The sequence below is a fragment of the Mycobacterium stomatepiae genome, assembly GCF_010731715.1.
Lineage (GTDB): Bacteria > Actinomycetota > Actinomycetes > Mycobacteriales > Mycobacteriaceae > Mycobacterium > Mycobacterium stomatepiae.
Window position 1 is genome coordinate 563,427 of the sequence record NZ_AP022587.1, and the last position, 13,758, is coordinate 577,184.

At 65.5% G+C, this 13,758-nt stretch carries 15 protein-coding genes; 6 read left to right on the forward strand and 9 right to left on the reverse strand.

Annotated elements, in window-relative coordinates:
• Window positions 1-2 precede the first annotated feature (2 nt).
• From G6N54_RS02735 to G6N54_RS02745, 3 genes are all read right to left on the reverse strand, one after another.
• A complete protein-coding gene (locus G6N54_RS02735) occupies window positions 3-794 on the reverse strand; it encodes an alpha/beta hydrolase (protein ID WP_163788468.1) in 792 nt (263 codons plus the stop codon).
• A gap of 94 nt (window positions 795-888) precedes the next feature.
• The gene (locus tag G6N54_RS02740) at window positions 889-2,442 is read right to left on the reverse strand and encodes a GMC family oxidoreductase (RefSeq protein WP_163788469.1); all 1,554 of its coding nucleotides are present in this window, start codon (window positions 2,440-2,442) and stop codon (window positions 889-891) included.
• A gap of 193 nt (window positions 2,443-2,635) precedes the next feature.
• A complete protein-coding gene (locus tag G6N54_RS02745; RefSeq protein ID WP_163788470.1) occupies window positions 2,636-3,403 on the reverse strand; it encodes an SDR family NAD(P)-dependent oxidoreductase in 768 nt (255 codons plus the stop codon).
• A gap of 101 nt (window positions 3,404-3,504) precedes the next feature.
• Here G6N54_RS02745 and G6N54_RS02750 point away from each other — a divergent pair, with 101 nt between their 5' ends.
• The 4 genes from G6N54_RS02750 to G6N54_RS02765 all read left to right on the forward strand — a co-directional run bounded on the left by G6N54_RS02750 (window position 3,505) and on the right by G6N54_RS02765 (window position 7,511).
• A complete protein-coding gene (locus tag G6N54_RS02750) occupies window positions 3,505-4,128 on the forward strand; it encodes a TetR/AcrR family transcriptional regulator (RefSeq protein WP_163788471.1) in 624 nt (207 codons plus the stop codon).
• A 317-nt stretch (window positions 4,129-4,445) separates the two neighbouring features.
• Entirely contained in the window at window positions 4,446-5,702 is a 1,257-nt protein-coding gene (locus G6N54_RS02755) for a glycosyltransferase family 4 protein (RefSeq protein ID WP_163788472.1), read from the forward strand.
• Window positions 5,696-6,454 (forward strand): class I SAM-dependent methyltransferase, encoded by a 759-nt coding sequence (locus G6N54_RS02760; protein ID WP_163788473.1) that lies wholly within the window; start codon window positions 5,696-5,698, stop codon window positions 6,452-6,454. The genes G6N54_RS02755 and G6N54_RS02760 overlap by 7 nt, the downstream gene beginning before the upstream one ends.
• Complete coding sequence (locus G6N54_RS02765; protein ID WP_163788474.1) at window positions 6,441-7,511, forward strand: prenyltransferase; 1,071 nt, start codon at window positions 6,441-6,443, stop codon at window positions 7,509-7,511. Before G6N54_RS02760 ends, G6N54_RS02765 begins: the two co-directional genes overlap by 14 nt.
• Here the strand turns inward: G6N54_RS02765 and G6N54_RS02770 are convergent.
• Window positions 7,498-8,175 (reverse strand): class I SAM-dependent methyltransferase, encoded by a 678-nt coding sequence (locus G6N54_RS02770; RefSeq protein WP_163788475.1) that lies wholly within the window; start codon window positions 8,173-8,175, stop codon window positions 7,498-7,500. The two genes, G6N54_RS02765 and G6N54_RS02770, sit on opposite strands and share 14 nt — an antisense overlap.
• Before the next feature lie 110 nt (window positions 8,176-8,285).
• On the opposite strand from G6N54_RS02770, the gene G6N54_RS02775 reads away from it, so the two are divergent.
• Complete coding sequence (locus tag G6N54_RS02775) at window positions 8,286-8,978, forward strand: cutinase family protein (RefSeq protein WP_163788476.1); 693 nt, start codon at window positions 8,286-8,288, stop codon at window positions 8,976-8,978.
• Here G6N54_RS02775 and G6N54_RS02780 read toward each other — a convergent pair whose 3' ends face one another.
• The 3 genes from G6N54_RS02780 to G6N54_RS30145 all read right to left on the reverse strand — a co-directional run bounded on the left by G6N54_RS02780 (window position 8,979) and on the right by G6N54_RS30145 (window position 10,638).
• The gene (locus tag G6N54_RS02780) at window positions 8,979-9,707 is read right to left on the reverse strand and encodes a glycerophosphodiester phosphodiesterase family protein (RefSeq protein ID WP_163788477.1); all 729 of its coding nucleotides are present in this window, start codon (window positions 9,705-9,707) and stop codon (window positions 8,979-8,981) included. It lies immediately after the preceding gene.
• A gap of 245 nt (window positions 9,708-9,952) precedes the next feature.
• Window positions 9,953-10,192, reverse strand: a complete 240-nt coding sequence (locus G6N54_RS02785; RefSeq protein ID WP_163788478.1) for a hypothetical protein — start codon at window positions 10,190-10,192, stop codon at window positions 9,953-9,955.
• A complete protein-coding gene (locus G6N54_RS30145; RefSeq protein WP_232073295.1) occupies window positions 10,180-10,638 on the reverse strand; it encodes a hypothetical protein in 459 nt (152 codons plus the stop codon). Before G6N54_RS30145 ends, G6N54_RS02785 begins: the two co-directional genes overlap by 13 nt.
• 665 nt (window positions 10,639-11,303) lie before the next feature.
• Between G6N54_RS30145 and G6N54_RS02795 the strand changes: the two genes are divergently transcribed.
• Window positions 11,304-12,122, forward strand: a complete 819-nt coding sequence (locus G6N54_RS02795; protein WP_163788479.1) for a glycoside hydrolase family 16 protein — start codon at window positions 11,304-11,306, stop codon at window positions 12,120-12,122.
• Window positions 12,123-12,131: 9 nt separating this feature from the next.
• Here the strand turns inward: G6N54_RS02795 and G6N54_RS02800 are convergent, their stop codons facing one another.
• Together G6N54_RS02800 and G6N54_RS02805 are read right to left on the reverse strand one after the other, a co-directional pair.
• Window positions 12,132-12,737, reverse strand: coding sequence for a hypothetical protein (locus tag G6N54_RS02800; RefSeq protein WP_163788480.1), 606 nt, complete (start codon window positions 12,735-12,737; stop codon window positions 12,132-12,134).
• A 4-nt stretch (window positions 12,738-12,741) separates the two neighbouring features.
• The gene (locus G6N54_RS02805; RefSeq protein WP_163788481.1) at window positions 12,742-13,641 is read right to left on the reverse strand and encodes an LLM class flavin-dependent oxidoreductase; all 900 of its coding nucleotides are present in this window, start codon (window positions 13,639-13,641) and stop codon (window positions 12,742-12,744) included.
• Window positions 13,642-13,758: the final 117 nt, after the last annotated feature.

Consider the following 13,758-nt stretch of genomic DNA (forward strand, 5'->3'; position numbering starts at 1 on the left):
GGCTATAGCCCCCGCTCCTGCAGCCACGACAGGATGCGCTCGGCAACTGCCTCCCACCCGGGCTCCAGCATCATCTCGTGCCCCAAGCTCGGGAAGATGCTTGCGGCTGTGTCGTAGGCCTTGGCCGTTGTGTGCACGTCGGAGGGAGGATAAATGCCGTCCTGCTCCGCCCCGAGCACCAGAAGGGGCGTCGTCACGCGGGTGGGCTTGACCAAATTGAAAGCGACCATGTCGCCGAGGATCGCCCGCGTGCCGTCCGGTCGAAGCCGCTCCATGCCTTCGACCACTACGGATTCGGGCGTCTCGGCGCTGAAGAGCATGGCGCGTGCACCCGCCAGCGTCCCGCCGTACATGTCGGCCGGCCGACCGCTGACCGGGAATTTGGTGCAGCCCCAGGGGTGTCGGCGCATTGACCGCAACAAGGTCCGTAGATGTCCACGCGGCGGCGCGGACGCCAGCAGGACTCCCGCGGGCGCCTCGTTGTCTTCCAGGTACTTCTGCACAATGAATCCACCCATTGAGTGCCCGATCGGGATCGGCTCCGGCGCAACTTTATTGGCAACCGAGGTGACGTCTTCGACGTAGTCCGAGATCGAACACATGCGAAGGGGTTTGTCGACCGGGCTCGAGCCATGACCGCGAAGACTGGGGGCCAAGACGCGAAACCCGCGCTCGGCGAAGAAATCCAGGAAGTGCACGTCCCCGCTCCAGGCGCCTTGGAAGGCGCCGTGCACGAAGAGCACCGGGTGCGGGTGCTCTTTGCTCGGCTGGCCCTTGTCGATGAGTTCCAGCATGAAGTTGAATTCCTATCGTGGCGTTGATGATTGGTCATTATGGATTCGCTGTCACACGCGTAGCAGCCGGTCCGCGGCCGGACATCCGTTGTTGTCAGAGCTGGTGCTCGGACTTGATGAAGTGCGCGGCGCGCTCCCCGATCACGACGCAGGGCGCCATGGTGTTGCCGCTGGTGATGCGCGGCATGATCGACGCATCGGCGACGCGCACATTCTCGATGCCGTAGACGTTGAGGTGTCCGTCGACCACCGACATCGGGTCGCGACCCATCTTGGCCGTCCCGGACTCGCGCCGGTAGGTGGTTACCGCGTTGCGCAGATAGGTCTCCAGCGCGTCGCCGGTCAGGACTCCCGGCATCACCTCGCGCGTCACGAACGGGCGAAGTTCGGCGGAATTGCCGATTTCACGCAGGGTTTCGATGCAGGCGATCGCGGTCTTGAGATCTTCGGGGTGTGAGAGAGCATTCGCTTCGATGCGAATCGGATCGTTGGGACCCGGCCCCGACAATCGCAACCGTCCGCGGCTTTGCGGGTGCGTGAGTGAGCCGAATAGGCTCCAGGCGTCTTGTGGCACGAAGTATTTCGCGGTGTTCTCTGGCGTGGCCATCGACAATGCCCCCAGGCACGCGAAGAGATCGGGTCCATCGACGTCGCCGAGTCCGGAGTCCCAGAACATCGCCGCTCCCGCCTGGGTACTGCTTTGCACGCCGTCGGGAAACTCCCATATGCAGCTGAACCCGTAGTGGTCTTGAAAATTGCGTCCGACACCGGGCAGTTGCTGGCGGACCCTGACTCCGGCTTCGCGCAGTTCGTCGGTATCACCGACACCTGATTGCATCAGCACCTTGGGAGTGTGAATCGCCCCGAGGGACAACACCACCCCGGTCTCCGCGGTGACGTGGTGCACGGCGCCGTCGTGGACTACCTCGACGCCGGTGGCCCGATTGCCCTGGAATGTCACCCGCGTCACCAGGGCATGCGGGAGCACGGTCAGGTTCGGCTTGTCCAGATGGGGCGCAGTGTAAGTGCGGAACAGCGAGAGGCGCTTCCCGTCGCGGTATCGCACGTCGGTGATCGCGGCACCGCGCATTTCTTCCATCAGCCGACTGTTGGGGCTCTGATAGGTCGGAATCCCCAGTGTCCTAGCGGCTTTCACGGCCGTCGCGGCGACCGGATGTACATCGGGCGTCGGCTGCACGAAGACCGGCCCTCCCGTGCCGCGATGATTCGGCTCACCCGTGCCCTGCCAGTCCTCGATCTGTCGATACAAGTCCAGGACCGGCTCGTAACCCCAGGCCGGTTCACCGGATTCGGACGCGAAAAGATCCCAGTCGCTGCGATGTCCGCGCGCCCAGACCATCACGTTGATGCTCGACCCGCCGCCCAGCACCTTGCCCATCGAAAACGGGATCGAGCGCCCGTGCAGCCTCGGGTCGGGCTCGGATGCGAAACCCCAGTCGCGCTCACTGCCCAGGTTCAGCGGCCACTGGCTCGCGTCGGTCACGGTCGGGACGTCATCGCTGCCGCCGGCCTCCAGCAGCAGGACCTTCACATCGGGGTTTTCCGCCAACCGCCCCGCGATGACCGAGCCCGACGATCCCGCGCCGCACACGATGACGTCATACCGTTGCTCTGGTACCGGACTCACGACGACTCCCTCACAGCTAGGTATAGCTATTGATATCTAGCCACGCGTTTCGCGAGTCGGCGGTTCACTGGTGCGCGAATTCCCGCGTGACTGATAGCAATTCGGAGTCGACGGAGCCAAGGATGGCCCTGTGACGTGAATTACTCGCGTTCAGCGGCTTTCACGAGACGGGTGGTGAGGAAGCCGCCGGACATCAACGCGTCGCGTGCGCCGGCGCCGCTGCGGGGCGCAGCATCCGGGCGCTGATCAACGCCGCAAGCCAACCGGGTGAGAAGCGGCCGCCGGCGGTCATGATCCGATTGCGCCACCCGGGAACGGCGACCGGACGGCCGCGGTCGAGTGCGCGCAGCCCGGCGGCCACCACCGGTTCGGGCGCGGCCAGGTGCCGGTAGATCGCGGTGTGCGAGACATCCGATCCCAAGGCGTCGACGAAACCCGTGCGGGTGGGTCCCGGGCACAGCGCGGTCACCGTGACGCCCGAGCCGCGCGTCTCGGCCCACAACGCCTGGCTGAGTGAGAGCACGAACGCTTTCGAGGCGCCATAGGTGGCCTGATAGGCCCCGGGCTGAAACGCGATGGTGGAGGCGACGTTGAGGATGCCGCCGTGACCGCGGGCGAGCATTCCGGGAAGCACCGCATGGGTCAGACGGACCAGTGCGTCGACGTTGACCGCAACCAGTTCATGCTCGCGGTGGGCGTCCAGCTCCGCAAATCGTCCGTAGGTGCCGAACCCGGCGTTGTTGACCAGCACCTCGACCGCCCGTCCGTCGAGGCGGGCCGTGAGGGCGTCGACGCCGGCTTCAGTGCCGAGGTCGCCGACGACCAGTTCGACCTCAGCGGCCGCCGTCTGACGTACCCGCTGGGCGACCGCGCCCAGGCGCGCCGCGTCCGGCGAGCAGCAATGACAAGCCCCGCTTGGCCAGCTGGTCGGCGAAGATCGCGCCGAAACCGGAGCTGGCACCCGTGATCAGCGCCCAGCCGGTTGTTGGTTGAGATGACATTTCGGCCCTTTCGAGTATGTGAATGCCATTAACATAATTCCTCCATGTTAATGTCGTCAACATGTCCGGAAAGAAGTCCCCCGTGGCAACGAAGACCCGCCGCGACAGTTACCACCACGGCGATCTCAAACGGGCGCTGACCAGCGCCGCGCTGTCGCTGGTGGCGGAGCGGGGGCCGAAGGGTTTCACGTTGACCGAGGCGGCACGCCGGGCGGGCGTGAGCGCCGCGGCGCCCTACCGCCACTTCACCGACAAGGCCCATTTGCTGGCAACCGTCGCCGAGCAGGGGTTTGTCGACCTGCACGCCGCATTGACCGCCGGCGCGGACGCCGCGTCAGGGCCGACCGACCGGCTGATCGCAATCGGTCGCGTCTACGTGCGCTGGGCCGTCGGCCATTCGGACCAGTACCGGGTCATGTTCGGCGCGGATACCGACAAGACCCAGCACCCGAGCCTGGCCGTCGCCGCAGGTCAAGCCTTCGGAAACCTGCTCGAGGCGATAGCCGGGTGCCAGGCCGCCGGGCTGCTGGGTGGCGAAGAACCGCTCAAGGTGGCCGGGCCGCTGTGGTCGCTTGTGCACGGCATCGCCTCCCTGGCCATCGAGGGCGAACTACGCAATGTCGGCATCGACCGGGACCCCGAGGACATGGTCTCCGACGCCCTCGCCGTCCTTCTCGATCGCTGAGACATCAGCGCCGGCGCCGCCGTCCAGCAAACAAACGCGCCCTCGTATCGATCACCGCTGAGGCCATTGGCTAACAACATGTTCCGACTTTTGATCGCCTCCTCGCGACCCGGAACAGTTATCCAGCTGACCACGCCGACCGACGGATGTCGCCGAAACCTACTATTGAAGGGCGTCGATGGCGCGTTGCGTCGATTAGCTGATCGAACTATAGCCTGGACACATGTCCAGTTTGCTGTCACGGAGTTCGGGAGCCCGTTGATCGCAATGGGTTCGGCGCCCCTCCGCCTTCGTTAACCAGCAAAGAAGAGTTGAGTATGCGAATTGCCTTGCTGTCCTACCGTAGTAAGACCCATTGCGGCGGACAGGGCGTCTACATACGACATCTCAGCCACGGTCTCGTGGAACTCGGTCACGATGTCGAAGTGTTTTCCGGGCAGCCCTACCCGGAATTGCTCGACCCTCGGGTGCGACTGACCGAGGTTCCGAGTCTCGATATGTATCGCGAGCCCGACCCGTGGCGGATTCCGCACCTGAGCGAGATCCGCGACTCGATCGACCTGCTGGAACTGCTGGGGGTCTGGACGGCGGGCTTTCCCGAGCCACGAACCTTCACGCTCCGCGTGGCCCGCTTGCTGGCCGACCGCGCGGGCGATTTCGACGTCATTCACGACAACCAGAGTCTGGGCACCGGGCTGCTGACGTTGGCCGACGCGGGTTGGCCGGTGGTGGCCACCGTGCATCACCCCATCACCCGGGACCGGGTCCTTGATCTCGCCGCCGCGAAGTGGTGGCGCAAACCGTCGGTGCATCGCTGGTACGGGTTCTCGAAGATGCAGGAACATGTGGCCCGCCGGATTCCGGATTTGTTGACGGTCTCGTCCTCATCGGCCGCCGATATCGTCTTCGATTTCGGGGTCTCCCCCGAGCAACTGCACGTTGTGCCGCTGGGCGTGAACACCGAGCTGTTCAAGCCGGGTTCGGGCCCACGCCATCCCGGCCGCGTGATCGCGATCGCCAGCGCCGACACCCCGCTCAAGGGCGTCAGCACCCTGTTGCACGCGGTCGCGAAGGCTCGCGTGAACCGCGACGTCGAGCTGCGGCTGGTCGCCAGGGTGGAACCCAACGGCCCCACGCACAAACTCATCGCCGAACTGGGGATCTCGGACATCGTCCACATCACCAGTGGGCTCACCGATGCCGAGTTGGCCGCATTGTTCGCCTCGGCCGAGGTCGCGTGCATACCGTCGCTCTACGAAGGATTCTCGCTGCCCGCCGTGGAGGCGATGTCGAGCGGTACCCCGATCGTCGCGAGCCGCGTTGGCGCACTGCCCGAGGTTCTCGGGACCGACGGCGCCTGCGCCGAGCTGGTGCCCCCCGCCGACGTCGACGCGCTGACCCGCGCACTCGGCGAGCTCCTCGATTCGCCGGAAAAGCGGCGCAGCCTTGGGAAGGCGGGCCGGGCGCGTGCCGTCAGCGTGTTCAGCTGGGAAGCCGTCGCGGCACAGACCGTTCGGATCTACGAGCAGGCGATCGCACGAAGGGCCGTCGTGCAGGGCGAGCGGCTATGCTGACAGTCGATTTCGATCGGCTCGGAATCGGGCCGTCCACGAAGGTGATCGACGTGGGCTGCGGCGCCGGTCGGCATGCGTTCGAGGCGTACCGCCGCGGTGCCGACGTCATCGCGTTCGACCGCGACGAAGCCGAATTGGAGTCCGTGGACACCATTCTGCGAGCGATGGCCGAAAACGGCGAGGTGCCCGCCTCGGCATCGGCGGAAGTGGTTGTCGGCGATGCATTGAAATTGCCGTACCCCGACGAGACTTTCGACTGCGTCATCGCATCCGAAATCCTGGAACATGTCACGCAGGACGACGCGGCGATCGCTGAATTGATCCGGGTTCTCAAAGTCGGTGGCACGCTGGCGGTCTCGGTGCCTCGCTGGCTCCCCGAGCAGGTGTGCTGGCTGCTGTCCGACGAATACCACGCCAATCTGGGCGGTCACATCCGCATTTACCGGGCCAGCGAATTACGAGACAAAGTCGCCGGGCATGGCCTGGAATTGACGCATTCACATCATGCGCATGCGCTGCACGCGCCATTCTGGTGGTTGAAATGTGCTGTGGGAGTTGAAAATACAGACCATCCCATGGTGACCGCCTACCACAAAATCCTGGTGTGGGATCTCATGCAGCGGCCGCTGCTCACCCGCATCGCCGAGTCGGTGCTCAATCCCTTGGTGGGCAAGAGCGTGGCGATGTACTTCACCAAACCGCGAAAGGTCGAGGCCGAGTCGACCCTGGGGTATTCAGTTGCGTCAATCTAGCCCGCCCGCAGTTCCGGGTGTCTTCAGCCCGGAGCAGTGTCGCCAGACCGCCATGTCCATCGCCACCGAGCAGGAGTCATCGGGCGCCATCCCGTGGTTTCGAGGCGGTCACACCGACCCCTGGGATCACGTGGAATCGGCGATGGCGCTCACCGCGGCCGGATTGCTGGAGCCGGCGCGGGCCGCGTACGAGTGGAGTCGCCGTACGCAGCGTTCGGACGGATCCTGGCCCCTCCAATTTCGTTCGAGCACAATCGAAGACGCCAACAGTGACAGCAATTTCTGCGCCTATATCGCCACCGGCGTCTGGCATTACGTGTTGGTCACCGGTGACGATTCCTTCGCCGCTTCGATGTGGCCGGTGGTCCACAAGGCCATCGACTTCGTCATCGACCTGCAGATCGGGTACGGCGAGATCTGTTGGGCGCGAAGTGAAACGGGGCCAGTGCGCGAAGCACTGCTAACCGGGTGTGCCAGTGTGTATCACAGCATCCGGTGTGCGCTGGCGCTGGCGGCTCTGGTGGGCGACCCGCAGCCGGAGTGGGAGCTGGCCCTGGGCCGGCTGGGTCATGCGCTGGTCGCGCATCCGGAGGCGTTCACCGAAAAAGACCGCTACTCGATGGACTGGTATTACCCCATCCTCGGCAGTGCGCTGCGGGGTCCGGCCGCGACCGCGCGCATCACGGCGCGCTGGGACGACTTTGTCGTCGAGGGCCTCGGCATCCGCTGCGTCGACGATCGGCCCTGGGTGACCGGCGCGGAAACCTGCGAGCTGGTGATGGCGCTCGAAGCCATCGGTCAACGCTGCGCCGCACGTGAGCAATTCACCGCGATGCAGCACCTGCGCGAACGAGACGGTTCATATTGGACGGGGTTGGTGTTCGCCGACGGGAAGCGGTGGCCCGAGGAGCGCACGACCTGGACGGGCGCCGCGGTGATCCTGGCCGCGGACGCGCTGTCGAACACCACCCGGGGTGCCGGGATCTTTCGCGGCCACGACCTGCCGCTGGGGCTGCAGACCGACTTCGACTGCGAGTGCGTCGTTACCGGCCGATGACGTCGATCGGCGCGCCCGCCTGACCGCTGGTGCGTTCCAGTACCCGCAGCGAACCGAGCGCGGAGATCTCCCGGAACTGACCGGAATCCAATGCGCGGCAATAGATGTAATACGGGGGCCGTCCTCCGTCGGCCGGGTCGGGAAAGACGTCATGGATGACGAGTGCCCCGCCGACACTGACCCACTTGGCCCACCCGTCGAAGTCCTCGGTGGCCGCCGCCTCGGAGTGGCCGCCGTCGATGAACAGGAACCGCAGCGGCGACCGCCATCCCCGGGCCACGACCGGTGACTTGCCCACGATTGCCACCACGTGGTCGTCCAGCCCGGCGGCGTCGAGCGTGCGACGAAACGTCGGCAGCGTGTCGAATAGGCCGGTGACCTCGTCGACCAGCGACGCGTCGTGGTATTCCCAGCCGGCCTGGTGTTCCTCGGAACCGTGGTGATGGTCCACCGTGTAGAGCACCCCGGCCGTTTGCTGCGCCGCCGCACCGAGCAGCAGGGTCGATTTGCCGCAGTAGGTACCGATCTCCACCCCGACACCGTCGCCCAGATACCGCAGCGCCGCGTCGTACAGCGCGCGCCCCTCGTCGTCGGGCATGAAGCCCGTCACCTGTTCGGCCAGCGCGAACAAGCGCTCTGGTGCACCCGCGTTGGTGTGGCTCATCAGCTGAACCTATCGGTCGGCCTGCGCCGGCCGACAGCGTGGTCAAGGTCCGTCAGGATCGGGGTTCACCCAGCCCAGCGGCGGTGGCGAGTTCGACTTAACATCGTGCTGTGCGCGCTTTACTTCTCCGAAAATCAATTGGCGTGTGCCTGACAGCGGTCGTGATCGCAGGCGCACTGACATTGGCTCCGGCGGTCTTGCCGTCGGGGACCCCGGGCGCCGTGCCGTCGGCCGCCGCCAGCTGCCCCCAGGTTCAGGTGGCGTTCGCCCGCGGCCGATACGAATCGCCCGGGCTCGGTGTGCTCGGCAACGCGTTCATCAACGCGCTTTCGTCCAAGGTCGGTAACAAGAGCTTCGGCTCGTACGCCGTCAAGTACCCCGCCGACACCCAGGTGGACATCGGGGCCAACGACATGAGTCACCACATCCAGGACATGGCCAGCAACTGCCCGGACACCCGCCTGGTACTGGGTGGCTACTCACTGGGAGCCGCCGTGACCGATGTGGTGCTCGCCGCGCCGATCGGTGCGTTCGGGTTCGACAGCCCCCTGCCGGCGGGCATGGATCAGCACATCGCCGCCGTCGCGCTGTTCGGCAACGGGAGCCAGTGGGTGGGTCCGATCACGAACTTCAACCCGATCTACAACGACCGGACCATCGAGCTGTGCCACGGCGCCGACCCGATCTGCAACCCGGCCGACCCGAACACCTGGAAAGAGAACTGGCCGCAGCATCTCGCCGGTGCCTACATCGATGCGGGCATGGCTAACCAGGCCGCCGACTTCGTGGCAAGCAAGCTGTAGTTAGAGCGGCGCCCACTCGTCGCGGGCGATCAGCACCTCGCGCAGCAGGTCGGCGCGATCGGTGATGATGCCGTCCACGCCGATGTCGAGCAGGGCGCGCATCGTTGCCGGGTCGTCGACCGTCCACGCGTGCACCTGACGTCCCGAGGCGTGAGCAGCCCGGACCAGGGAAGGTGTGATCACCGGCAGCCGGCCTAGCCGGGGCGGCAGCTGCAAGCAGTCGCTGTCGTGCAGCAACCGCCAGGCGTACGCACGGCTGGCCGGCGTTTTCGCCGCCGCGAGGGCCAGGAACGCGACCGTGCCGGCCGAACTCGCGACTGGTTTGGAGAGCAGGCCCAGCGCGCGACGCCGGCGCCGGTCGGAGAACGACGTGACCAGCACCCGGTCGTGCGCGTTCAACCGCTCGATGACCTCGACCGTCGGTTCGATGGCCGACTCGGCCTTGATATCGATATTGAGCCGCATCGTCGGCAGCGCGACCAGCAGGTCTTCCAGCGTCGGGACGGTCTCCCCCGCGCCGAGATCCGCGCAGCGGACCTCCCGCCAAGAAAATCGGTCGATCGCATCCGAGAACCCCGGGAGCCGGCGGTCGTGCAGGATCACCGCCACGCCGTCGCGGGTGGACCGAACGTCGGTCTCGATGTAGCGGAGCCCGAGCTTGGCGGCCTCGTGAAACGCGCCCATCGTGTTCATCGGAAACTTGAACGAGGTAAATCCTCTGTGCGCCATGGCAATTCGTCCGGCGCCGTGAAGATACTCGCACGCCGTCGCATCGGGCTGGGCGGCGGAAAGGGCCCGAATTTCGTCGAATCCGCGCTGTGGTGATCTGGCCAGACTCATTGCTGCGCTCGACGCCACGATCGCGGCCTTCGACGCGGGAGTCGAGCTCGGCGCGTGAGAAACTGGAGTGCACCGAATCACGGCTGCCAACAGCGCTTTTCACAAGCCGTCGCGGAGGGGGCGACGCAGCGGCCTCAGACTTCGTAGGTGACGTGGTACCAGTGCCTGACCGGCTGGTGGGTCTTGTCGGCTCGGCCGGTGTCCGTCGCGTTCATCACGTTGACGTCGGTCGTGTCCGGATGGTGGGCTTTGATGTAGCCCTCCAGTTCGTGAATCACCGCGCTATGCGGCTGATCCGGATTGGCTAGCGCTTTTGCTCGGCGCGTTTGCGGTACACCGAGAATTATGCCGACGTATTCTTCTATGTGCAGCATTCGCTATTGCCTTGTCGCGCAAGCTGTTTGGCGATTCGTTGCTGAGACCGCAAACCGAGGTAGCCGAGGGTCAATCCGGCACCGATCTCGCCGGCGGCCGTCAGCCAGGAGAACCATGTGACGTTGACGCGCGGTCCGGAGCTGAAGCTGTCTTGATAGCCGGGCAGAAATGTCGGCAGGACGTGCGCGTAGGTGAACAATGCGGCGCTGCCGAACCCGACGAAGGACGCAAAGCCCGCAGCCGAGCGGCGTTGTCGTAGGACCAGCACAAGCGCCACAACCACAAAAATGCCCTGGATAGTCCCGCCGACCATGACAACGGGTGGAGATGCCGTCATGCCCCGTCGGAAGTGGTCGACGCCGTGCAGCCCGAACGCCGCGACAAAGGCGATCATCGCCACAGTCAGGGAACGGTCCGCCGGACGCGGGTTCGAGTTGTCGGACATCGGCGTCTCCCACGCTCGTCTACTACGAAATGTAGTAGGCAAGGGCGCAGATGTAAATAGTTCCAGACACAGGCAACCGCGTTCGATTTACCCGCGCAGGCAGAAGAGCTCAACGATGTGGTCGGTAAGAACGCCGGTTATGAGTTGGTGATAAGCACCGCGGCGGCCCGATTAATTGGATATCGGTCGCGGTTAGCGGTTATGCAGGGGTGTCGCCGCTGGAATAAACCCTGAAGTGACGGCCGCCGGCGGCGACGGCGTGGTCCACCTCGGCGGTGCGCCGACGACCCCGCGATGACGGGTGACGATGCATGGATTCCGTCCGCTCGCGTTCACGTCGCTGGGCTGCAATCCAGGCCGGGTGTGACTGGAGGAAAACAACGGTCGACCCTGGTGCATTCGCCATGATTGTCAGCTCCTCTCAGAGCAACCGATTCAGCCGCGAAGCTACGGATGTGTTATGTGTTCGTGTCCAGGATGCCCAGGCAATCCTGAGACCAAACCAAGCGTGATCATGAGAATTGACCGTGAATTCATCCCAAATCCCGAGCTAGTGCGGTTTTGCCGTCCGTTTCCGGCTGACAGCGATCCAAATGCTAGCGACGACCACCGACACAATTTTCGTTTCGACCCCGTACGACCCGGGCTGCTATCGTCGTTTGCTTATGCCTGAGATGGACCGTCGCCGCATGATGCTGACGACAGGGATCGGCGTGCTGGCGGCCGCGCTCCCCATCCCTGAGGCCAAGGCCTACCCGGGGCGGACACCGCCGCCCAGCGCGCCCAGCGGGAACTACATATTCTCCGACGAGTTCGACGGTCCGGCGGGCTCGGCGCCCGATCCGTCGAAGTGGGCGATCGCGAAGGCTCGCGAGACGATCAAGGATCCGACCTATTGGGAACTCCCCGAGCACATCGGACAGTACCGCGACGATCGAAAGAACGTATTCGTCGACGGTAATTCCAACCTCGTCCTGCGCGCCGCCAAGGACGGGCCGACCTACTTCAGCGGCAAGGTCCAAAGCCTGTGGCGCGGCGGCGTCGGCCACACCTGGGAAACCCGGGTCAAGCTGAACTGCCTGACCGCGGGCGCCTGGCCCGCCTATTGGCTCGGCAACGACGACCAGGGCGAAATCGACGTGATGGAGTGGTACGGCAACGGCAGCTGGCCGTCGGCGACCACCGTTCACGCCAAAGCGAACGGCGGCGAGTGGAAGACCCACAACATCGCGGTCGACAGCGCCTGGCACACCTGGCGATGCCAGTGGGACGAGGCCGGCATCAGGTTCTGGAAGGACTATTCCGACGGCGCCCAGCCGTATTTCGATGTCCCGGCCAGCTCGCTGCCAGATTGGCCGTTCAACGGTCCCGGCTACACGGTGTATCCGGTGTTCAACCTGGCAGTCGCGGGCTCGGGGGGTGGCGATCCCGGACCGGGCAGCTACCCCGCCGACATGCTGGTCGACTGGATCCGCGTCTGGTAGTCGGGCGCGTCAGCCCGGTATCCGATCCCCGGCGAACCACGCGCTCGTGACCGCGTGGGTCTGCGGCGGCGGGAAGTGAGCGCCCGGCGCGCCCAATTGACCGACTTTGACCGTCCAGGTCGGTCCCGAGCGGTCGGCTACGCAGGTCTGCGTGGTCGGCAGGCACAAGACCACCGGGTGGGCGCCGGTGTCGCCACACCAGTAGCCCCCGACGTAGCCGTCGTCGAGAACGAGCGCATACGGTTCCGGCAGGGCCGGAGGTTGCACCGGCGGTAGCTGGCCCTGGTAGCTGACCCGATGCAATCGCTGGTCCCACGGATCGTCCACGCACAACAGCGAACCCGGTGTCGACGGCCAGCAGGTGGCGGCGCCGGCCGCGCTCGGCGAGCACGCGTAGACATCGTCGGCCACCGCCGAGGGCGACGCCGTGCAGCCCTCGACGACGACGTTGCCTTGGGTCGGGGTCTCGTGAAACCCGTTCACGGCCTGCCCCTGGGATCCGACGGCCACCGTGGTGATCTGCTGAGTCGGCGGCGGATCGGCACTGGCCGGCCAGCTGAACCCCAACATCCCCATGACGGCGATCGGCACCACAGCAACTCGCGACGCATCCACCCGGCTAACAATCCTCCACGCCGGCCGCGATGGGAATGGGCAAAGAGCTCGGCTTAGACGGTCGCGATCCGCCGGGGGCGCAATCCAGGGCGAGGCAACGTTCGAGCAGCGCATCGGTCGGCGGCTGGCGGAAAGCCAACACCATCTGCGCGCAGCCGAGCCGCTCGAACTCCGGCAACATTGCCAGCTGTTCGTCCAATTGGCCGGCTTCGGCCGGATGCAGTGACAACTGGGCCGAACGCTGGATCTCGGCCGGCGGGCGCCGCACCTCGGCGCAGGCCGCGTCGAGGTCGGCGTTGACCGCGCCCCATCGCTGCGGCCCCTCGTGTCCGGGCATGTTCCACATGTCTGCGTGACGGGCGATCACGCGCAGCATCTTCGGCTCGCTACCACCGATCACGATCGGTGGATGCGGCTGCTGAACGGGTTTGGGTTCGCACAGCGCCTCCTCGAGGGTGAAGAACCGCCCGGCGAAGGTGACGGATTCCTCCGTCCACAGCCTGCGCAGCACTGTCAGCGCCTCGTCGACCATCGCGACACGGATGCCGGGGTCGGGAAAGTCGATGCCGTACCCGCGATGTTCGTTTTCATGCCAGCCGGCGCCGATGCCAAAGTTGAGGCGTCCACCGGAAATGTGGTCGACGGTGACCGCCATCTTGGCCATGACCGCCAGGTTTCGGAACGTCACGCTGGACACGAGGCAGCCGATTCGCGCCCGCTTGGTGACGGCGGCCATCGCGGCCAGCGTCGTCCAGCCCTCGTAGGTGGGGTCGGTGCTGTCCTTCGGCCCGTAGAAATGGTCGTAATCCCACACCGTTTCGAAGCCCATGCGATCAGCGGTGCGCCACAACTGCTCCAGCGCGCCGTATTCGAAGCTCAGGTCGAATTTGACCGTGATGCGCATGTCGTGATCCTAGGATCGGCGGGCGCATTTTCGCAGACGAACAGTCCGCGACCCGATCTTGTCTACCGATCGTAAGGCGCCGCAGCCGCGGCATTGAATATCCCGGCTCAACCCGGG

Coding starts and splice junctions, on each gene's coding strand:
- G6N54_RS02795 (WP_163788479.1), top strand. CDS start 11,304: ATGCCTGAGATGGACCGTCGCCGCATGATGCTGACGACAGGGATCGGC.
- G6N54_RS30145 (WP_232073295.1), bottom strand. CDS start 10,638: ATGTCCGACAACTCGAACCCGCGTCCGGCGGACCGTTCCCTGACTGTG.
- G6N54_RS02760 (WP_163788473.1), top strand. CDS start 5,696: ATGCTGACAGTCGATTTCGATCGGCTCGGAATCGGGCCGTCCACGAAG.
- G6N54_RS02805 (WP_163788481.1), bottom strand. CDS start 13,641: ATGCGCATCACGGTCAAATTCGACCTGAGCTTCGAATACGGCGCGCTG.
- G6N54_RS02735 (WP_163788468.1), bottom strand. CDS start 794: ATGCTGGAACTCATCGACAAGGGCCAGCCGAGCAAAGAGCACCCGCAC.
- G6N54_RS02770 (WP_163788475.1), bottom strand. CDS start 8,175: ATGAGCCACACCAACGCGGGTGCACCAGAGCGCTTGTTCGCGCTGGCC.
- G6N54_RS02785 (WP_163788478.1), bottom strand. CDS start 10,192: ATGCTGCACATAGAAGAATACGTCGGCATAATTCTCGGTGTACCGCAA.
- G6N54_RS02780 (WP_163788477.1), bottom strand. CDS start 9,707: ATGGCGCACAGAGGATTTACCTCGTTCAAGTTTCCGATGAACACGATG.
- G6N54_RS02755 (WP_163788472.1), top strand. CDS start 4,446: ATGCGAATTGCCTTGCTGTCCTACCGTAGTAAGACCCATTGCGGCGGA.
- G6N54_RS02750 (WP_163788471.1), top strand. CDS start 3,505: ATGTCCGGAAAGAAGTCCCCCGTGGCAACGAAGACCCGCCGCGACAGT.